15 protein-coding genes are annotated in these 19,948 nt (G+C 72.5%); 7 read left to right on the forward strand and 8 right to left on the reverse strand.

What is annotated here, in order from left to right; genetic code table 11:
• Positions 1-29 precede the first annotated feature (29 nt).
• Positions 30-2,120 carry a CDP-glycerol glycerophosphotransferase family protein gene (locus ACIBUY_RS11550; protein ID WP_399152453.1) on the reverse strand — a complete coding sequence of 697 codons (2,091 nt, stop codon included), beginning with the start codon at positions 2,118-2,120 and terminating at the stop codon, positions 30-32.
• 133 nt (positions 2,121-2,253) lie between these two features.
• Between ACIBUY_RS11550 and ACIBUY_RS11555 the strand changes: the two genes are divergently transcribed.
• Both ACIBUY_RS11555 and ACIBUY_RS11560 read left to right on the forward strand, forming a co-directional pair.
• Entirely contained in the window at positions 2,254-5,712 is a 3,459-nt protein-coding gene (locus ACIBUY_RS11555; protein WP_399152454.1) for a CDP-glycerol glycerophosphotransferase family protein, read from the forward strand.
• Positions 5,709-7,211, forward strand: coding sequence for a hypothetical protein (locus tag ACIBUY_RS11560; protein ID WP_399152455.1), 1,503 nt, complete (start codon positions 5,709-5,711; stop codon positions 7,209-7,211). Before ACIBUY_RS11555 ends, ACIBUY_RS11560 begins: the two co-directional genes overlap by 4 nt.
• A 13-nt stretch (positions 7,212-7,224) precedes the next feature.
• Here ACIBUY_RS11560 and ACIBUY_RS11565 read toward each other — a convergent pair whose 3' ends face one another.
• The gene (locus ACIBUY_RS11565) at positions 7,225-7,638 is read right to left on the reverse strand and encodes an organic hydroperoxide resistance protein (protein ID WP_365569972.1); all 414 of its coding nucleotides are present in this window, start codon (positions 7,636-7,638) and stop codon (positions 7,225-7,227) included.
• 65 nt (positions 7,639-7,703) lie between these two features.
• Here ACIBUY_RS11565 and ACIBUY_RS11570 point away from each other — a divergent pair, with 65 nt between their 5' ends.
• From ACIBUY_RS11570 to ACIBUY_RS11580, 3 genes are all read left to right on the forward strand, one after another.
• Positions 7,704-8,162 (forward strand): MarR family winged helix-turn-helix transcriptional regulator, encoded by a 459-nt coding sequence (locus ACIBUY_RS11570; protein WP_399152456.1) that lies wholly within the window; start codon positions 7,704-7,706, stop codon positions 8,160-8,162.
• Between the two features lie 141 nt (positions 8,163-8,303).
• Positions 8,304-9,500, forward strand: coding sequence for a glycosyltransferase 87 family protein (locus ACIBUY_RS11575; RefSeq protein WP_399152535.1), 1,197 nt, complete (start codon positions 8,304-8,306; stop codon positions 9,498-9,500).
• Between the two features lie 48 nt (positions 9,501-9,548).
• Positions 9,549-11,192, forward strand: a complete 1,644-nt coding sequence (locus tag ACIBUY_RS11580) for a glycosyltransferase family 2 protein (protein ID WP_399152457.1) — start codon at positions 9,549-9,551, stop codon at positions 11,190-11,192.
• A 45-nt stretch (positions 11,193-11,237) separates the two neighbouring features.
• Here the strand turns inward: ACIBUY_RS11580 and ACIBUY_RS11585 are convergent, their stop codons facing one another.
• Together ACIBUY_RS11585 and ACIBUY_RS11590 are read right to left on the reverse strand one after the other, a co-directional pair.
• Positions 11,238-12,650 (reverse strand): threonine/serine exporter ThrE family protein, encoded by a 1,413-nt coding sequence (locus ACIBUY_RS11585; protein ID WP_399152458.1) that lies wholly within the window; start codon positions 12,648-12,650, stop codon positions 11,238-11,240.
• Positions 12,651-12,702: 52 nt separating this feature from the next.
• Positions 12,703-15,159, reverse strand: coding sequence for an ATP-binding protein (locus ACIBUY_RS11590; protein ID WP_399152459.1), 2,457 nt, complete (start codon positions 15,157-15,159; stop codon positions 12,703-12,705).
• 100 nt (positions 15,160-15,259) lie between these two features.
• Here ACIBUY_RS11590 and ACIBUY_RS11595 point away from each other — a divergent pair, with 100 nt between their 5' ends.
• Complete coding sequence (locus ACIBUY_RS11595; protein ID WP_399152536.1) at positions 15,260-16,192, forward strand: ADP-ribosylglycohydrolase family protein; 933 nt, start codon at positions 15,260-15,262, stop codon at positions 16,190-16,192.
• Between the two features lie 86 nt (positions 16,193-16,278).
• On the opposite strand, the gene ACIBUY_RS11600 is transcribed toward ACIBUY_RS11595, so the two are convergent.
• Complete coding sequence (locus tag ACIBUY_RS11600; RefSeq protein WP_365569987.1) at positions 16,279-16,923, reverse strand: response regulator transcription factor; 645 nt, start codon at positions 16,921-16,923, stop codon at positions 16,279-16,281.
• Positions 16,911-18,068, reverse strand: coding sequence for a sensor domain-containing protein (locus ACIBUY_RS11605; protein WP_365569989.1), 1,158 nt, complete (start codon positions 18,066-18,068; stop codon positions 16,911-16,913). Before ACIBUY_RS11605 ends, ACIBUY_RS11600 begins: the two co-directional genes overlap by 13 nt.
• Positions 18,069-18,215: 147 nt before the next feature.
• On the opposite strand from ACIBUY_RS11605, the gene ACIBUY_RS11610 reads away from it, so the two are divergent.
• A complete protein-coding gene (locus ACIBUY_RS11610; RefSeq protein ID WP_365569992.1) occupies positions 18,216-18,383 on the forward strand; it encodes a hypothetical protein in 168 nt (55 codons plus the stop codon).
• Positions 18,384-18,385: 2 nt separating this feature from the next.
• On the opposite strand, the gene ACIBUY_RS11615 is transcribed toward ACIBUY_RS11610, so the two are convergent.
• Both ACIBUY_RS11615 and ACIBUY_RS11620 read right to left on the reverse strand, forming a co-directional pair.
• Positions 18,386-19,258: a hypothetical protein gene (locus tag ACIBUY_RS11615; protein ID WP_365569995.1), complete on the reverse strand. Its 873-nt coding sequence runs from the start codon at positions 19,256-19,258 to the stop codon at positions 18,386-18,388.
• 174 nt (positions 19,259-19,432) lie between these two features.
• Complete coding sequence (locus ACIBUY_RS11620; RefSeq protein WP_399152460.1) at positions 19,433-19,915, reverse strand: hypothetical protein; 483 nt, start codon at positions 19,913-19,915, stop codon at positions 19,433-19,435.
• Between the last annotated feature and the right edge of the window lie 33 nt (positions 19,916-19,948).

Raw genomic sequence — 19,948 nt, forward strand, 5'->3', positions numbered from 1 at the left:
GCGCAAACGTCACCCGTTCAGAAACGGGGTCACCCGTTCAGGAACAGCCTTCGCACCACGCGCTCGGCCGCGCCCCCGTCGTCGTACGCACAGAACCGCTCCCGGAACGCCCCGCGCAGCCGCCTGGTCCCCGCGGTGTCCCACCCGCCGTCCCGGAACAGCTCGACGAGTTCGTCCTGCGTCGTCGCGACCGCGCCCGGGGTGTCCCCCTCCTCCCCCGACAGCAGGTCGAAGTAGGTGCCGCGGGCGAGCCGGTACGCCTGCCAGTCCGGGGCGTACGTGACGATCGGCCGGTCCAGGCACGCGTAGTCGAACATCAGGGACGAGTAGTCGGTGACGAGCGCGTCGGCGGCCAGGCACAGGTCCTCGACGCGGCCGTGCCCGGTGACGTCGATCAGGCGGGGATGCGCGTCGGCGAGCCCCGCACCGGTCCCGTAGAAGTAGTGGGCGCGGACGAGGACGACGTGGTCACCGCCGAGCGCGTCGGCGAACCGGGCGAGGTCGAGGCGGGGCAGGAAGCCCTTCTGGTAGTCGCGGTGGGTGGGGGCGTAGAGGATGGCCCGCTGCCCGTCCGCGATCCCCAACTCCCGCCGGATGTCGCGGATTCGGGCGTCGCTCGTACGGAAGTAGACGTCGTTGCGCGGATAGCCGAGCTCCAGGGGCGCGTACGCCGCCGACGGGTACACCCGCTCCCAGACCTGTGTGGAGTGCGGGTTGCTGGACAGGCTGTAGTCCCACTGGTCGGTGTGGGCGAGCACCTTGTCGAAGCTGATGCCGTGCGTCCCGGCCGGGTAGCGGCGCTGGTCGAGGCCCATCTTCTTCAGCGGGGTGCCGTGGTGCGTCTGGAGGTAGACCTGCCCTGGCCGCTTGGTGAAGCCGCCGGGGAAGGAGGAGTTGTTGATGAGGTACGTCGCTGTCGCCATGGTCTGCCAGTAGCGGCGCGAGCCCTCGATGACGTAGGGGACGCCGTCGGGGACGCGCTCCTTGTGCCGGCTCGACACGACGAAGACGCCCTTGATGTGCGGGGCGAGTTCGCGGGCCTTGGCGTGGATGGCGGCGGGGTTGCAGCTGACGCCGCGGTTCCAGTACGCGCCGTAGACCGCGAGGGCGGGGTCGAGGCGGGCGGTGCGCAGATCGGCGCGGTAGGCGGCCCTCATGACGCGGGCACGGAGCGCCTTCTTGCGCCGCGCGAGGCTCGAACCGACCGCCTTCTTCCGGCTGTTGGCCTTCTCCTGCTTCTGGTACGCGGACCAGGACCCGGCGGCGAGGGCCTGCTCGCGCGCGCCCGCGGGGGCGTGCCCGGCGGGTCGGTGGGCGCGGTGCAGGGCGGCGGCGAGGCGGAACAGCTCGGGCCGGTCGGCGGGTTCGGTGCGGGTGGGGTCGTCGAGGACGTCGAGGACGCGGGCGACGGCGAACGGGAAGACGCGGGCTCCGTCGGGCGCGGCGTCGAGGAGCTCGCCGTAGCGCTCCACCACGGCGAAGTGGTACTGCCCCGGCGCCCCGGCGAGCGCACCCGCCCGGCGCCGGCGCCAGCGCACGCAGGGCCGCGGCAGCGTGGCGAGCGTGGCCGCCTCCAGGACGGCGCGATGGGCCATGACCACGTCCTCGTACGGCCCCTCGGAGGCGAAGGCGAGGCCGTGCCCGGTCCAGAAGTCGCGCCGGATCGCACGGTTCCAGGCGGCGGGGGTGAGGCCGAGCGGATCGCCGCCCTCGAAGTCGTCGCCGCTGCGCCAGACCTTGTCCCACCAGTCGGTGCGGTCGTGGCCGTAGACCAGGACGTCCGGGTCACCGCCCTCGCGGAGCGCGGCGTCGATCGCGGCGAGGGCGCCGGGCAGCAGCGTGTCGTCGCCGTCGAGGAAGAGGAGGTAGTCACCACCGGCCCGCGCGACCCCGGCGGTGCGGGCCCCGCCGACGCCGACGCGGTCGTCCAGCGTCACGAGGTGCACGCGCGGGTCGCGTCGCGCATACTCCGCGGCGATCGCCCCACAGGCATCGGGCGAGGCGTCGTCGACGACGAGCAGCTCCCAGTCACCGTGGCTCTGCGAGAGGACGGAGTCCAGGCACTCACGGAGATAACCCTGGACGCGATGGACGGGGACGATTAGGGAGATACGGGGCATTGGCAAAAAGTAGCCCCTCCGGCGATTGAGGAGCGGGGTCCGGGGCGGAGCCCCGCGAGGGAAGGCCACACCCACCTCACCCACTCAGCCCACCCGAGGCGAAATATCGCACATACCCGGGCAAACCAACTAAATGCCCCGAACCAATATCCCGCCCCGCGTCAGCGTCATCGTGCCGATTCACAACGTCGAGCCCTACCTCCCCGACTGCCTCGACTCGATCGCCGCCCAGACGCTCACCGACCTGGAGGTCGTCCTGGTCGACGACGGGTCGACCGACGCCAGCTCCACGATCGCCAGGGACCGAGCCGCACAGGACCCCCGGTTCACCTACGTCCGCCAGCCCAACGCAGGCCTCAGCGCGGCCCGCAACACCGGCGTGCGGCACAGCAACCCGGCCACCGGGTTCCTCACGTTCGTCGACAGCGACGACGTCCTGCCGCACGACGCGTACGAGCGGATGGCCGCCAGCCTGGAGCGGACCGGCTCGGACTTCGCGACGGGCAACGTGTGGCGGCTGACCGAGCGCGGCCGGGAGCAGGCCTGGCAGTACCGGTGGCTGACGCGGCCGCGCGAGGGCACGCACATCACCCGCGACCCGCAGCTCCTGTCCGACCGCGTCGCCTGGAACAAGCTGTTCCGCCGCACCTTCTGGGAGCAGCACCAATTCACCTTCCCCGAGGGGAAGTTGTACGAGGACACGCCGGTCATGATCCCGGCGCACTTCCTCGCGGGGAGCGTCGACGTGCTGGCGGGCCACGTCTACTACTGGCGGGTCCGCGAGGGGTCCATCACCCGGCGGCGCAGCGACGTGCGGGGCGTGCGCGACCGGATCGCGGCCTGCGACCACGTCAGCCGTTTCCTCGCCGAGCGGTTCGCCGACCGGCCCGAGCTGAAGCGCACGTACGACACGTCCTGCCTGCGCGACGACTTCGTGTACTTCCTCGACGGGCTGCCCTCGGGCGGGCCCGAGTACCGGGCGGCGTTCCTCGACGGCACGGCCGCCTTCCTGGGGCGCGCGGACCCGGCGGTGGCCGCCTCGCTCCCGCTCGACCTGCGGGTGAAGTGGCATCTGGTGCGCGAACGCCGCCTCGACGACCTCATCCAACTCCTCGCGGGCGACGGGGCGTTCACGGTCCGCGGCGCGCTGCGGCGCACCGCCGACTTCCCGGGCCTGGACCGGCTGCCCGAGGGCCTGACGAAGGTCGGCAAGGGCGAGCTGCCGGTGGTGGCGCGGGTGCGCGAGACGGCGTGGGGCGCGGACGGGAAGCTGCGGATCAGCGGCTACGCGTACGTGAAGAACCTGGAGGCCGCCAAGCCGGGGCACTCGGTGAAGACGGGTCTGCTGAAGGCGACGAACAGCCGCACGGCGCTGCGCCGCGTGCCGACCCGGACGGTGGACGATCCGTTCGCCACGGCCGACTCCCGTCAGCAGATGCACAGTTACGACCACTCCGGGTTCGAGATGACCATCGACCCGGAGAAGCTGAAGGTGAAGGGGCGGTGGCGGCCGGGCACCTGGAACCTGGGCGTCGTCGTCGCCGGGCACGGGCAGCTGCGCCGGGCGGCCCTGCGCGCGCTCGACGGTTCGGCGCAGCAGCACCTGGTGCGGGACCTCGGCGACGGCACCCGGCTCGTCCTCGGCTACGCCAAGGGGCGCCTCGTCCTGAAGGTGGTGGCGTACGCGGCGCTCGCCGACGACCACCACCACGACGCCGACAGCGGCGAGATGGTCCTCGCGGGGCGCCTCCTGAACGGCTGCGAGCCGCGCACCCTGCGTCTGACGCACCCGCACTCGGGCACCGAGTTCGGCTGTCCGGTGACGTGCGCGGGCGGCCGGTTCCTGGTGCGGGTGCCGCTCGCGGACCTGGCGGCGGTGGCGCAGCCGCCGCACCGCGCGCCCAAGGAGGTCGAGCCGCAGCACGGCGACCGCTGGCAGGTCAACTTCCGGCTGCCGGACGGCAGTTCGCGCTCGGTCGCAGCAGCCCTTGACCTGCCGCCCGGCCGGTACGCGGCCGCCGGGCGCGAGCTGTGCGCGACCGCCAACGACCAGGGGCAGCTCGTCGTCGAACTGACCCGGCAGCCGGTCGCCGACCTGGCGAGCTGGGCGGGCGACGGCTCGCTCGTCGTGGAGGGAACGGCGTCCGAACTCGGCTGGCGGGAACCGGAGTTCGTGCTGCGCCACAGCTCGACCACCGAGGAGATCAGCACCCCGGCCGACCACGAGAAGGGCCGCTTCCGGGCGGTCGTCGACCCGGCCGGGCTGTGGGAGGGCCGCTGGTACGCGTTCCTCAGGGAGGCCGACGACCGGCACGGGGACGGTGTCCCGGTGCGCGTCCTGACCTCGATCGGCGCCGCGCTCCCCCGCCACTACCCTTCCAGCGCACGCGAGTTCACCCTCGACCGCCGCTTCGGCGACCGCCTCCTCGTCGAGGCGGGCCCGGCCCTGCCCTCCGCCGACCGGGGCCCCTACCGCCGCCACCGCCTGCGCACCGTCCACTACCCGGCCCAGCGCCTGCTGCCGCTGCGCGACGCCGTCCTGTACGTGGACGGGGACTCGCCGCGCGCGGTCCACGCGGAGCTGGTGCGGCGCGGCACCGACGTCGAGCACCTGTGGGTGACCCGCGACGGCCGCACCCACGTGCCGCCGTCCGCACGGGGAGTCGAGGAGTTCTCCGCCGACTGGTACGCGGCCCTGGCCCGCTGCCGCCGGATCGTCACCGCCCACCATCTGCCGGACTTCTTCGAGCGCCGCGCGGGCCAGACCGTCGTACAGACGTGGGACGGCACGCCGCTCAAGCGGATCGGCGCCGACCTCACCGACACCCTGTACGCCGACCACGACCAGCTGGCGCTGCTGCCGAAACTGTCCCGCCAGTGGGACGTCCTGGTCGCCCCGTCGCGCTGGTCGGCGCCGCACCTGTCGCGCGCGCTCGGCTACGACGGGGAGGTGCTCGCGGCGGGCTCCCCGCGCAACGACGTCCTGTTCGCCGCCCCGGACGCCGCCCGTGAACGGGCCGGGCGGCTGCGCCGCGACCTCGGCATCGACCCGGGCAAGCGCATCGTCCTGTACGCCCCCACGTACCGGGACCACCTCGCGCACTCCCCCGGCCGCTTCCGGCACGAGCCCGCCTTCGACTTCGCGGCCGCCGAGCGCGAACTGGCCGCCGACCACGTGCTGTTGGTCCGCAAGCACCCGCACGCCACGGGCCGCCTCGGCGGCGCCCGCGCCCCCTTCGTCCGCGACGTCACGGCGCACCCCAGCGCCGCCGAACTCCTGCTCATCGCCGACGTGCTGGTGACGGACTACTCCTCCCTGATGTTCGACTTCGCGCACACGGGCCGCCCGATGCTCTTCCACACGTACGACCTCGAGCACTACCGGGACACGGTGCGCGGCTTCTACCTCGACTTCGAGGACCGTGCGCCGGGTCCGCTGCTGTCGACGACGGACGAAGTGGTGTCCGCGCTGCGGGAGTTGGACACGGTCACGTCCCGGCACGCGGCCGCGTACGAGGCCTTCCGCGCGGCCTACTGCGACCTGGACGACGGGCACGCCGCCGAGCGGGTCGTGGAACGGCTGATGCGATGACCGTCTCCACGGCCACCCGCGGCGCGGTGCGGGGTGCCACCGCGCTGCGGGGCGGCCGCGTCTGGCGGCCGACGCCGTTCTTCGTCGTCGGCGGCCTGTTCTGGCTGGTGATGACGCTGGCGTACTGGCGGGTGCCGGTGTGCTGCGACTTCGGCCAGCACGCGGCGGTCGTCGAACGCCTCAGGGCGAGCCTGCTCCACCCCCGCCACCCCACGGTGGACCTGCCGGGCGCGGGCAGCCCGTACTACTCCCCGTACGCCGTCGCGCAGGGCGTCTTCGCCCGCCTCACGCACCTGGCCGGCTGGGAGGTCGTCAAGCTGGCGGGCCCGCTGAACCTGTTGGTGCTCCTGACGGGCCTGAACCGCTTCGTGCGCACCCTGACGTCCCGTCAATGGGCGCCCGTGCTTGCCCTGTTGGCGATGACGCTGCTGTGGGGCACGCAGCCGGCCTGGTGGAGCGGGTTCCTCGGCCTGCTCTCGATGACGGGCAACCTCGGCTATCCGTCGACGTTCGCGATCGGCCTCGCGTTCTGGGCGTGGGCCTGGGCGGGCCTGCTGCGCCGCGCGAGTTCCTGGTGGTCGTACGCGGGCCTGGGCGTGCTCCTCGGCGCGATCCTGCTGATCCACCCGATCTCCGCGGTGGCGGCGGCCATCGGCGTCCTGGCCGTCGGGCTGCCCCGCGTCGGCCCGCGGTGGGCGGCGACGGCGGCCACCGCGGTGGCGACGGCGGTCGCGTGGCCGTACTACGACGTCCTGTCCCTGGCCGGGGACACCGGCGTGGACGCCATCCACCAGCAGCTGTACACCGGGATGCCGGGCCGCTTCTGGCTGGCCCTGCTCGGTCTTCCGGTCCTGTGGCGCCGGCTGCGCGGCAACCACCGGGACCCCCTGGCGGTGATGTTCGCGCTCGACGTCCTCGCCATCGCGTACGGCTGGGCGACGGGCCACTACACGTACGGCCGGATCATGGGCCTGACCCTGGTCCCGCTCCAGTTCTCCCTGGCGATCGCCCTGGCGGCGCCGCGCCCGTGGCTCCGGCCGCGCCGCGCTCTCGGCGCCCTCGCGGCGGCGGGCGCCGCGCTCGGCTTCCTCACGGTGCAGGGCGGGGCCCTCGTGCCGTGGGGTCTGCGGCAGCCCCTGATGTGGCCGACGTACACCTGGGCGGCGCAGCACGTCCCGCCGGGCGACGTGGTCCTGACGGACGACTCCCGGGCGGCCCGCTCGCTGCCCGGCTACGGCCCGAACCTTCTCGCCCCGGCCTGGCCGGACCCGTCCCTCGACGAGCGGGAGCGGCAGCGCCGCCTGACCGCCGTACGCGCATACCTCTCGCCCGCCTCCACGCGCTCGGAACGCATGGCCATCGCGCACCGCTACGACGTGCACTGGCTGCTGCTCGACAAGAGCCGGCGGCTGCCCCCGGAGGCAGTGATGGTGGCCTGGAGCCCCCGGACCGGCGAGGTGCTCGCACGGGTCAACGGGGGCCTGCCCAGACGGGGTTGAAGAGCGCCGGGAACTACTCGATGACGAGGTCCACCTCGATGTTGCCCCGGGTCGCGTTCGAGTACGGGCACACCTGGTGGGCCTGCTCGACCAGCTTGCGGCCCGTCTCGGCGTCGACCGAGTCGGGCAGCTCGACGCGGAGCACGACGGCGAGGCCGAAGCCCTCGCCCTGCTTGCCGATGGAGACCTCGGCGGTGACGGCCGCGTCGGCGACGTCGACCTTGGCGGCGCGGCCGACGAGACCGAGCGCGCTGCCGAAACAGGCGGCGTAACCGGCGGCGAACAGCTGCTCCGGGTTCGAGCCCTGGCCGTTGCCGCCCATGGCGGTGGGGATGCCGAGCTGGAGGTCGATGACGCCGTCGGAGGAGACGGCGCGGCCGTCGCGGCCGTGGGTGGCGGTGGCTACTGCGGTGTAGAGAGTGTCCATGCCTTGATTAGAGCACGCAATTCAATTGTGCACAACTCAATGACGCCATCGGCTACCCTGGACCCATGGCCAGTACTGACGACTACTTGAGGCTCGACCGGCAGATCTGCTTCTCCCTGAACGCCGCGTCGCGCGCGTTCGGCAGCGTCTACCGCACCCTCCTCAAGGACCTCGGCCTCACCTACCCCCAGTACCTGGTGATGCTGGCCCTGTGGGAGGCCCCGAAGGACGAGGGCCTGCCGGTCAAGCGGCTCGGCGAGCGCCTGCGCCTGGACTCGGGCACACTCTCCCCGCTGCTCAAGCGCCTGGAGGCGAACGGGCTGGTGCGCCGCGAGCGCAGCGCGCGGGACGAGCGCTCGGTGAACGTGACGCTCACGGAGGCGGGGGCCGACCTGAAGAAGGCCGCCGCCGAGGTCCCGCGCAGGATCGGGAAGGCCACGGGCTTCGAGCTGTCCGAGATCGAGGACCTGCGGGAGCGCCTGAACCGGCTGACCGAAGCGCTGGACCGCGCGGCACTCACGTAGGCACATGCATAGGCGCCTACATGGGCACATACGTCGACACATACGAGACATGCCGACAATCGGGACATACGCTCCCGAAGCGTGACAGTCGACACTCGAGAACGCCAAGGCCGCCAGGATCGCCGGGACCGCCCCACGGCGCTGGCCCCCATCCACGCCACCTGGGTCCGCCCCGGCCGCATCGCCCGCGCCGCCCTCCCCGCCGCCTGGCTGCTCACCCGCGCCGCGATGCTCCTGCTGCTCCTGCGCGACGACGCGCATCCGCTCGGGGTCGGCGGCGTCGCGCGCGAGGTGCACGGGCTCTACGCCCACTGGTACGGCACCCTCGTCCACGGCACGTTCCCCACCGGCGACCCGATGTGGCAGTACCCGCCGGGCGCGGGCCCGGTCCTGCTCGCGCCCGGGGCGCTGCCGGGCCTCACCTACTTCCAGGCGTTCGTCGCGCTCACCCTCGCCACCGACGCGCTGGTCACGTACGTCCTCGTGCGCGGCGACCGCGACCGCCGCGGCGCCTGGCTGTGGACGGCGGGCCTGCCGCTGCTCCTGCACATCCCCCTGGCCCGCTACGACATCGAGGTCACCGCGCTCGCCGTCCTCGCCCTGCTCACGCTGCACCGGGCGCCGCGCGTCGCGGGCACGTTCGCCGCGCTCGGCGCCCTGGTGAAGGTGTGGCCCGCACTGACGCTCCTCGGCGCTCCCCGGGGACGTACGACACGGCAGGCGTGGGGGTCCGCGCTGGTGGCGGGGGCGGCGATGCTGCTGGTCCTCGCGGTGGCGTTCCGCGCGCCGTTCTCGTTCCTGCGCGAGCAGGGCGGGCGCGGGGTGCAGATCGAGTCGCTCGGCGGGACGGCGCTCGCGCTCGCGCGCCGGGCGGGCTGGTCCGGCGAAGTCCGGTACCAGTACGGGGCGATGGAGTTCGTCGGACCGTACGTCGGTGTCGTGGCGACGCTCTCGCTCGCGCTGACCGCGGTCGCCTTCGGGCTGCTGCTGTGGTGGCGCGTGCGGGCGCGCGCGTACTCGCAGGCGACGCCGTACGACGCCGCGCTGTGCGCCACGCTGATGTTCACGGTCACCAGCCGGGTGATCAGCCCGCAGTACCTGATCTGGCTGCTCGGCCTCTCCGCTGTCTGCCTCACCTCCCGGTACACCACGCAGCGCACGGTCGCGTGCCTGGTGCTCGCGGCGGCCGGCGTCAGCGCGCTCGCGTACCCGGTCCTGTACGAGGAGGTGATGGCCGGGACGTGGACGGGCGTCGCCGTGATGGTGGTGCGCAACGGCCTTCTCCTTGGAGGGGTTTGGCTCTCTTTCCGTTCCCTGTGGGCAGCCACAAAAGAGTAAAACCTCATGCTTACGGAGCAATTACCCAAACCCTCCTAAGCTCTCCGTGTGGACATCGACGTGGAGTCCGACGCGCCTTCTGTGACGGTGATCGTCATCGGATACGACGACGCCGCCCATGTCGCCGACGCCGTGCGCTCGGCCCTCGCGCAGGGCCCCGCCGTGCGCGAGGTGATCGCGGTCGACGACTGCTCGGCGGACGGCAGCGGTGCGCTCCTCGACGAACTGGCCGCGGGCGAGCGGCGGTTGACGGTGGTCCACCGCGCCACGAACAGCGGCGGCTGCGGCACCCCGCGCAACGACGGGATCGACCGCGCCTCGTCCCCGTACGTGATGTTCCTCGACAGCGACGACGTGCTGCCGCCGGGCGCGGTGGACGCGCTCCTCGCCGCCGCGGTGGAGCACGGCGCGCAGGTCACGGCCGGACTCTGCGTCCGGCGCGAACTCCCGTCCGGGAGCGAGGTGTTGTGGCAGCCCGAGCTCTACGCGAAGCCGTCCGCGATCGACCGCCCCGTGGACCACCCGCGCCTCGTTCACGACACCCTCTGCGTCAACAAGCTGTACCGCACGGACTTCCTGCGCACGCACGCGATCCGCTTCCCCGACGGCCGTTTCGTCTACGAGGACTTCGTCTTCACCGCGCGCGTGCTCGCCGCGGGTCCGCGCATGGCCCTGATCCCGGATCGGGTCTACGTCTGGCACGTGCGCCGGGCGGCCGGAAAGCTCTCCCTCTCCCTCGACCGGGCCGGCATCGACAACTGGCAGGCCCGCATCGACGCCCACCGCGCCGCCGTCGAGATCCTCCTCGGCTCCTCCCAGAAGCCGCTGGGGCATGCGTCCCGCGCCCACTTCGTCGACCACTCCCTGCGGATGTACGCCCGCGAACTCGATCTGCGCGGACCCGAGTACCGCGCCGCGTGGTGGACGCGGACCCGCGCCCACCTGGAGTCCTTCGACCCCGCCGACCTCGAGGCGGCACCGGCCCCCGGCCGCGTACTCGCCCACCTCCTCCTCGCCTCCGGGACCCCGCGCGACCTGCCCCGCGTCAAGGAGCTCGCCGCCCGCCCGGCCCGCCTCCTGCCCCCGTACGCGCGCACGCCCGACGGGACGCCGGTCTGGTCCGCCGATCTGCCCCAGGTCTCCCTGGCCCACCTGCTGCACCGCCCGACGGACCTGCTCCCGCTCGCCGTCGACGGGGAACTGCGCCCGGGCGCTCGGGGCACCCAACTCACCCTCCGGCTGCACGAGTTGTACGGGCGGGTCGCCGACGCGGGGCCGCGCACGGTGGACGTGGAGCTCGTGGACCGGCGCGACGGGGAGGTGGTCCAGCGCCGCACGGCGGAGTTCGCCGACGGGCCGGGCAGCGAGAAGCCCGCCGAGGACGGGACGTGGGTGGCCTCGACCCCGCTCGACCTGTCCTCGCCGGCCTCGCGCGGCGGCACCTTCGACCTCCGTCTGCGCCTGCGCTTCGCCGACGGCACCCACCGCGACACCACGGCCCACGCGGTCCGCGGCCCCGGCCTCCTCCAGCGCGTGGCGGTCCCGAGCCGCCGCCACGGAATCCTCCTGGTCCAGCCCTACGCGACGCACTCCGGGTCACTGGCGGTGCGGACGGCGCCGGGGGTGAGGGGGGTGGCGTCGGTGGTGCGCAGGCGGACGGGGCGGTTGTTCGGCACCCGGGGTCGCGGCTGAGGTCTCGGGGCTCGGCCCCGGACCCCGCTCCGCAAACTCCCCCGGCTAACGCCGGGAGGTACCCCCAGAGGGGCTGGTAGCGCGAACCCTCCGCACCAGCTGCCCCACCTCCCCCGACAACCCCACCCCCACAGCCAGAGCCAACGTCACCGCGGCCACATTGACCAACCCCCCGACCCCCATCGTGGTCCGGCCGGAGGCCAACGCCCCCAGGGCCACATAGAGCGCGCCCCCGGGCAGCAAGGGCGCGATCCCCGGCACGACGAGCGGCACGGCCGACTCGCGCCGGCGCCGGGCGACGAGATGCCCGGCGCCCCCGACCGCCGCCGCCACCAACGCCGTACCGACCAGCGACGAGAACCCGAGCACCCGGAACTCCACGGACACCACGAACCCGCCGAGCCCGAGCGCCGCGGCGGGCAGCCAGTCGCGGCGCGGAGTACGGGCCCGCGCCGCCACAGCCACCGCAAAAACGACGGCGCCCAGGGCAGGGGCGCCCAGATACTCGGCCCGCGTCGCCGACGCCACGATCGGCACGTCGAGGCCCACCAGATGCCCGATCCCGAGCACGGTCACCACGCCCGTCACCACGGCGGCGAAGACGAGCAGCGCATCGAGCAACCGCCCCATCGCGGTCAGGTAGTGCCCGGTCAGCGCGTCCTGCACGGCGCTCACGAAGGTCACGGTGGGCAGCAGCCCGATCACCCCCGCGATCACGATGGCCTGCACCACGGACGGCGGCGCGACCCGGCTGACGGCGAGGGCCATGACGGCGGCCGGCATCGAGGCCACGGCGAACCGGTAGAACGCGGGCACCCCGTGCCGCCCCAGCCACCCGCTGAGCAGCGCCCCGAGCAGCCCGGCCACGAACGAGCACAGGGCGGTACGCGGCCCGCCCCCGAACACCATGCTCACGCCCGCGGCCACGAACGCGGTCTGCACCGGCACGCGCCACCGCGCCCACCGCCCCCGCGGCGCGGGCACGTCGAGGATCCGGGCGGCCTGCGCCCGCGCCTCGTCCAGCGAAAGCCCCGCACGCCCGCTGATGCGATCCACAAGCCTGTGGATACTCGCGAGGGTCCGAAAATCGGTCGCGTGCTTGCGGATGACGCGGCTGGTGTGGAGCGGGGTCAGCTCGCCGGGCGCGTAGGCGGTCAGCGACACCTCGGCGAGCGTGACGCTCGGCTCGCAGTAGCTCAGCCCGTACGTCTCGGCGGTGACGAGCATCCCGGCGACCGCCTCCTCGGCGGAGGCCCCGTACGCCAGGAGCGCCTCCCCGATCCGGGTCGCGAGATCCCCGACGCGCGCGCCATAGGCCTGCATGTCCATGCGGCCGTCATCGTGCAGCAGCTCACCGGCGTACCCATAACTCCGGGTGGGTTCGAGCCCACGCAGCCGGGGCAGGGCCTGCGCGAGCCAGGGGTCGGGGCCGTCGTTCCTCGTGGGGGTACGGCTCATGGGCGTACGAGGAGATATACGGAGGGGCATACGAATGGAGCGTAACGGACATTTAGCCCATATGGCTCTGCGTTTCAGGATACGGGCCGGTAATCCGGCTCTCCAGTTCCGCGAGCTTGCGCCCGACCTCCTCGACGCCCCGGCCGTGCCCGGCCACGCGATAGGCCTCGGCCGCGCGGCGGTAGGCGGCAGCCGCGCCCGCCGTGTCGCCCGCGCGCAGCAGAGCGCGGGCGAGGTAGCCGAGGGTCACGCCCTCGTTCCACCGGTAATCCGCGTCCCGGAGCAGATCGGCCGCCTCACGGTGCGCGGCGAACGCCTCCTCGGCGCGCCCCGCTCTCTCCAGTACGCCGCCCAACTTGCTGAGGGCAATGCCCCGACCGCGCAAGTCCCCTGATTCCCGGGCCAGTTCGACGGAGCCCCGGTACGCGTCGGCCGCTTCGCCCGGACGGCCCGCGTCCCGCAGCGCGTCTCCGAGATAGCCGACGGCCAGCGACTCACTGGGGCGGTCGCCGAAGCGGCGGGCCACGTCGCGGGCACGGGTGGTCGCCTCGATGAGTTCGGCCGAGGCATCCCGTCCCGTACGGTGCGATCGAGCCCGCAGGATCTCGGACACGCCGGTCAGTGCCGACACCGCGACGTAGCTGTGCCCGTGGTCGGCGCCGAGGTCCGCGGCCCGGCGCAGGAAGTCCAGACCTCGGTTGACACGCGCCTGATCGGTGTCGTCGTCGGCCAGTAGATAGCCAGTGATCTGCAGCGCCGTCGCCTCGATGCGGGTGTCGCCCGCTTCCCGGGCCCGCCGTGCGGCGAGCCCCAGCTGACGCTCGGCATCGCCTCGGCGGCCCGCCGCCCGCAGGGCCCGACCGTGAGCAAGCCGGGCCCGGGCCTCACCGGCCGGGCCCATGCCCCCTCGCGCAGCCGCGACGGCGCGGGCTCCGGCCGCCACGGCATCGGCACCGTCGCCTCCCCAGAACGCGGCGAACTCCGCGTACTGGATGGAGCCGAGCGCGTTCAGCTCCCCCCGCACCGGCTCCGGCAGACGATCGACCAGATCCGTGGCCCGCTTGATCATCCACCGCCAGTCATCGCTGTAGCCACGCATCAGGCAGTACTCGTCGAAGGCCAGAGAGATCCGCACAGCCTGTTCGAAATGCCCATGATCCGCGGCCAGTTGAGGCACGTGCAGCAGCGTCGGGTACTCCCGGTCCAGCCATCGCACCGCCGCGCCCTTGCCCGCGATGCCCAGGGCCGCCCCGCGCTCCACGACCTCCGGCGCCACCGAGCCAAGGAGCTCCACGGCCACCCGCAGGCGCAGCCCGTAGTGGTCGAGGATCCGGTTCACGGCGGCCGGTTCCGGCTGTGCGCAGACGAGTTCGGCGGCGTACAGGCGCACCAGGTCGTGCATCCGCCAGCGGCGCTCGTCCCGGCTGCCGCGGCTGTCCACGAGATGAGCCCGGCGCAGCGCCTCCAGATGCCGCCGGGCGGTACGGGCGTCGGTGTCGAGGAGCAGTGCGGCGAGCGCCTCGGAGGCGTCGGCCCCAGGGGCGAGCGACAGCAGCCGGAACAGCCGCGCCTGCTCACCGGAGAGCTTCCCGTACGACAGCGTGAACGCGGCCCGCACGGTACGGTCCGCGCGCTCAAGCTCATCGAGACGCGCTCCGGCATCGGTCAAGTAGTCGACGAACTCGGCGAGTTCAAGATCGGGGTCGTCGGCAAGTCGAGCGGCGACGATACGCAGTGCCAGCGGGAGCCGCCCGCACAGCTCGACGATCCGCGAGGCCGCATCGGGTTCGCCCGCGATGCGCGGGTCGTCCCCTCCCCCGCTCTGCCGCAGGACGAGCCCGAGGAGCCGCACCCCGGCCTCCGGGGGCAGGACGTCCAGAGCCACGTGCCGGGCTTCGAGCCCGTCGAGCCGGTGCCGGGACGTGACGAGCGCGGCACAGCCACCGTCTCCCGGCAGCAGGGGCTTGACCTCTGCTGCGTCGGCCGCGTTGTCGACGACCACGAGGAGGGGGCGGCCGCCGTCCGCGTACGCCTTGAGGAGCGTGCGGAACAGAGCGGCCCGGCCGTCGAGGTCCCCCGGTATCTGCTCGGCCGCCACGCCGAGCGAACGCAGCAGGGTGGCGAGCGCATCGTACGGACGGACGGCGCGCTCCGGGTCGTATCCGAGCAGGTCGACGAATAGCACCCCGCCGGAGAACCGCCCCTCACTCTCACTCACCAAGTGCGCGGCGTGCAGGGCGAGTTCGGTCTTGCCGACGCCGCCGAGCCCGCAGACCACGACGACCCGCGCCCCCTCGCCCCCGAGCGCACCGGCCACGGCCACCAGGTCCGCGTCGCGCCCGGTGAACACCCGGGCGGCCGCCGGCAGTCCCCCGAGCGCGGGCGTCATCTCCCTGGGCGTCTCGATCACCACGTGCCCGCCCTGGACGACGGAACCGAGGAAGACTTCGCTTTCAACGGTGTTGTACGTGTGGTAGACGGAGCCCGGCGCATCGAAAGAGGCGGTCACGGGTCAACGATGCCATGCACAGGCCCTGTTCACCATCAGCCTGCCCCTGCCCGCGGCCCACCGCACCCCGTACGCTGACCCGATGCCCGGCCCTTCATCGCTGTCCCGCCTCCAGCGCGCCACCGGAGCCGTCATCGGCTCCGCCGTGGGCGACGCGCTCGGCGCACCCTTCGAGTTCGGCCCCGAGGGGGTCTTCTCAGCCCGCTTCCCTCCTCAACTCGGCCCGGACGAGGACGAGATGTGCGGAGGCGGTGGCTGGGACCCGGGCGAGGCCACGGACGACACGCAGATGGCGGTCCTGGTCGCGGAGTCGCTGCTCGACAACGGCGGCCTGGCTCCCGCCGACCTCTTCGCCCGCTTCCAGCGCTGGGCGACGGCCGGCCCCAAGGACATCGGGTTGCAGACCGAGGACGTCCTCACGGGCGGCCTCCCCTGGGACGAGGCGGCCGCGATCCACTTCCAGGTCACGGGCCGCGCGGCGGGCAACGGTTCACTGATGAGGGCCGCGACGTCGGCCGTCTACTTCGCGACCCACGGCACGACCGCCACCATGGACGCCGCCCGGCGCATCGCCGCGCTCACCCACGGCGACCGCGCGGCCTGGGAGGGCACGGCGATCCTGCACGAACTGGTCCGCCGCACACTCGAAGACGCGGACCCGCTCACCGAACTCCCCGAGGTCCTGGACCTCGTCCACCCCGACCACCGCACCCGCTACGCCACGGTCCTCGCCCCCGACTGGCACCCCGACCTGGCCACCGAGTTCAACGGCGCGGTCTGGCCCTGCCTCGGCTCGGCGGTCTGGGCCCTGCGCACGACCTCCTCGTACGAGGACGCACTGCGCGCCGCGATCGACCTGGGCGGCGACACCGACACGGTCGCGGCCGTCACGGGCACCCTGGCGGGCGCGGTGTACGGAGTCGAGGCGATACCGGCCCGCTGGACGAGGCGGCTCCATGTACCGCTGCCCGGCTTCGGGGGCAGGGTTCTGCGACTGCCCGAACTGGCGAAATTGGCCGAGCAGTTGGCCTGATCGGCGACCCGATGCTCAGGAACGCTGCCCGGGTTCGGGGGGCGGACACCGCTGGAGCGTAACGGATATTGAGCCCATTCGGGGCCTCAGGTCCGGTTCAGATACGCGAGCACGGCCAGCACCCGCCGATGCCCGCTGTCGCTCGGCGGCAGCCCGAGCTTCGCGAAGACGTTCCCAATGTGTTTGCTGACGGCCCGCTCGGAGACGACGAGCGTGGCGGCGATCGTCGCGTTGTCCCGCCCCTCGGCCATCAGCTGCAGCACCTCGCGCTCGCGCGGGGTGAGCGAGTCGACGGGATCGTCGCGACGCCGTGCGAGCAGTTCGGCGACGACCTCCGGGTCTAGCGCGGTCCCGCCCCCGGCGACCCGAGCCAGCGCGTCCAGGAACTCGTCGACCCGCCCCACGCGGTCCTTGAGCAGATATCCGACGCCGCTGGCGCCCTGGCCGAGCAGTTCGCCGGCGTACGACTCCTCGACGTACTGCGAGAGCACCAGAACAGGCAGCTCCGGCAAGGACTTCCGCGCTTCGAGTGCGGCGCGCAGCCCTTCGTCCCGGAACCCCGGCGGCATCCGTACGTCCAACACGGCGACGTCCGGCCGGTGTTCGAGCAGCGCGGGCAGCACCTCGGGCCCGCTCTCGGCGGCGGCCACCACCTCGTGCCCCGCGGACCTGAGCAGCAGCACGAGCCCTTCCCTGAGCAGGGCATTGTCCTCGGCGATCACCACACGCACGGCAACTCCACCTCGATCACGGTCGGCCCCCCGACGGGACTCGACACTCGTACGCTCCCGTCGAGCGCGGCGACCCTCCGCCGCATTCCGATGAGCCCGCTGCCCCCGCCGCCTTCATCGGCGCCCCCGCGCCCGTCATCGCGCACGTACACCCTCAACCCCGGTGCCTGGCGCGCCAGTTCGACGATGGCCCGCTCGGCACCACTGTGCTTGGCCACGTTCGTCAGCGCCTCGGCGACCACGAAGTAGGCGGCTGCCTCGACGGCGGCGGGCGCGCGTGGATCGCCCTCGACTCCGTGGTCGCGCACCTCCACGTCCACGCCGCTGCTCGCCGCGAGGGCCCGTACGGCGCCCACCAGGCCGCGGTCGGTGAGGATCGGCGGATGGATGCCGCGCACGACGTGCCGCAGCTCGGCGAGAGCCTCCTCGGCCTGATCCTGCGCGTCGTCCATCAGCTTCCGCGCGGCGCCCGGATCCCTGTCGTACGCCCGCTTGGCGAGCCCGATCCGCATGGACAGGGCGACGATCCTGGCCTGCGCCCCGTCGTGCAGATCCCGCTCGATGCGCCGCAGCTCGGCCCCGTGTGCGGCGACGGCCCCGGCCCGGCTCTCGGTCAACTCCTCGATGCGGTCGGCCATTTGAGCGCCTGGCGCGGGCGCGAGGAGGGCCTCCGACCAGACGGCGTCGAGATCGGCGAGCCGAGCGACCAGTGGCAGCACGACGGCGGGCCGACGCGCGATCCCCGCCCACACCCCGTCCACGACGAGACCGACCGCCCACACAAGCAGGGACACGTACAGCAGCAGCCAGCCGTACACGAAGTGCGCGCAGAGCCACCGCAGGTCGCGCCACGTCCCCGGGTCCCCGAGAGCCAGCCGCACGCGCTCCCTGAGCCCGCCCTCCAACGCAACGTACGCCTCCGGGATGGCCCGCCCCGTCCACGCGGCGACCCGGCGCCGCTTGAATCCGGCGATGCGGCGCAACAACAGCACGGTCTCCGGCAGCACCCCGGCCCCGACGACGAGCAGGGTCACGACGGCAGCGAACAGCACGAGCGCGACGAACAGATAGGACACGATCGCCAAACCGGCCCCCACGGCCAACTGCCCCGTGGCAAGCCCGGCCCGCCGCACCGCGTCTCGCATGCGATCAAGGCTAGGCGAAGGTCGCCGGGAGGGGAGGTGTAGCGGGCTACACCATGGCTCCGGGAGAACGCACCCTCGTAACGGCCCCCCGATCCCGGCAAGCTGAATCACACGACAGCACGGAACAACGGGAAAGGAACCCACCCCATGAAGGCCCTGCTCTGGCTGGTCCTGGCCGCCGCGATCATAGTCAACGTCTCGACCAGCTTCGCCTTCGACGGCGTCCAGCAGGTCCTGATCAGCGTCGGCACGGGCGTGACGGCGATCGCCATCGGGGCGTTCTTGTTCGCGACGCGGAGGCGGGCGAGCGCCTGAGCTCAGTCCTCAGCGAAGAGCTCAGCAACCTCAGTGGCCGTGACGGAGCGGTCGAGCCACAGGTCCAGGACGTCGAGGTCGGTGCATGAGGTGATGCGGGCGCGAGCCTCTTCGGTGACGTGGACTCCCCGCTTCTCAAGGATCCTCAAGACGGCTTTTGCCTCCCCCTGAGCACGACCCTCATCCCTGATCTCCTCCGACATGTCGGAGTTGTAGAAGGACAGATCGACGGCCATCAGATGCCTCCACTGTTGTGCTGCCGGGCGCTTGTTCAGGCCCTTCGCGACGAATTCGATGAGCGGGTTGGCGGGGCCCGCGGGGTCGTCCCGCAGGGCGGTGGAGAGTGCCTTCAGTATGGCATCGACCCCTTCGTCGTAGGCGTGCGTGATGGCCGAGAAGGCCGCGAGCGTCGGATCCTTGCGGGCCTCGGCCGCGCTCGTGATCCGGGGCATGTTGTGCGGCCCGACGACGAGGGGCTGAACGGTCAGCCCGGGGATGGCCGCAGGCCCACTCGATACCGGCCGCGCCGCCCACTGCGCAGTGCGCCGGTCCTGGCACACGACGAGCAGGGTCGTCGGGCGCCGGTACTTCGACCAGAGGTAGGCGATGTAATACGCCCACGTGGCGGGCTTGTCGGCATGCTTGCTCCCTTGCGCCTCGACGGCGAGCAGATAGGGCCCGAACTCCTCCGTCTCCATGTTCAGAAGCGTGTCGACGCGCCGCTCCAGGGGATCGGCCTCCGTCAGATCCGTGGGCATGACGGTGACCTTGGTGGGCGCTGGAACCTCCAGGCCCAGTACCCGCGAGACACGAGTGAAGAGATCGGGATCCTGCTGGAAGATGCGGTGCATCGCCTCGTGGGGCGGGCTGACCATGTCGGACTCCCATGCGGGCCGGTGGCATGTGCCGCGAGCATAGGGTGGTCAACTTGCCCTTGATCAAGGCTAGTTGGCGACATTCACCGATGTGAGTGACGGTAAGCTCGGCCCCGAAGGGGTCTTCCGCGCAGCCCGTCCCGCGCGCTTCACCATCGACCCCACCCCCCAGGCCTAGCCGGTGCCGGACTCGATCCAGTCCTCGTTGTTTCGGTGACGATCCAGTCCCACGGCGCCGAACTCGTCCTCGCCCAGGCTCTTTCGTGCGCCAAGGCGCCGCAATGCCTGTGAGATCGGGCTGACGGCACGCGAGAACCACCTCTTCTCGGGCTCATCCAGCGGCCCCAGTGCCAGCGAACCTTCTGCCCAGACGGCGGCGCGTTGCTCACCGACTCCGCCGAAATACTCGGCTTCCACATAGGCGACCGGTCCTGCCGAGGACCACTGGGCGAGGAGCAACTCGAAGCCTCCCGGCAGCTTCCAGAACCCCAGGTCCCCTCGGCCGCTGCCGTCTGTCACAGCATCGAAGACCTCATCGGTCATCGGCATCAGCGACAGGCCCTGCCGAAGAGACACCACACGGGCTCCAGGAACCTCCCGCGACGCACCACGCAGCAATTCGTCTGCCGCGATCACAGCCTGCAATTCGTAACCCACCCCGGGGCCTCCCCAACCGATCGGAGCCCCATC

Source organism: Streptomyces sp. NPDC050085, from assembly GCF_044460595.1.
Taxonomy (GTDB): domain Bacteria; phylum Actinomycetota; class Actinomycetes; order Streptomycetales; family Streptomycetaceae; genus Streptomyces.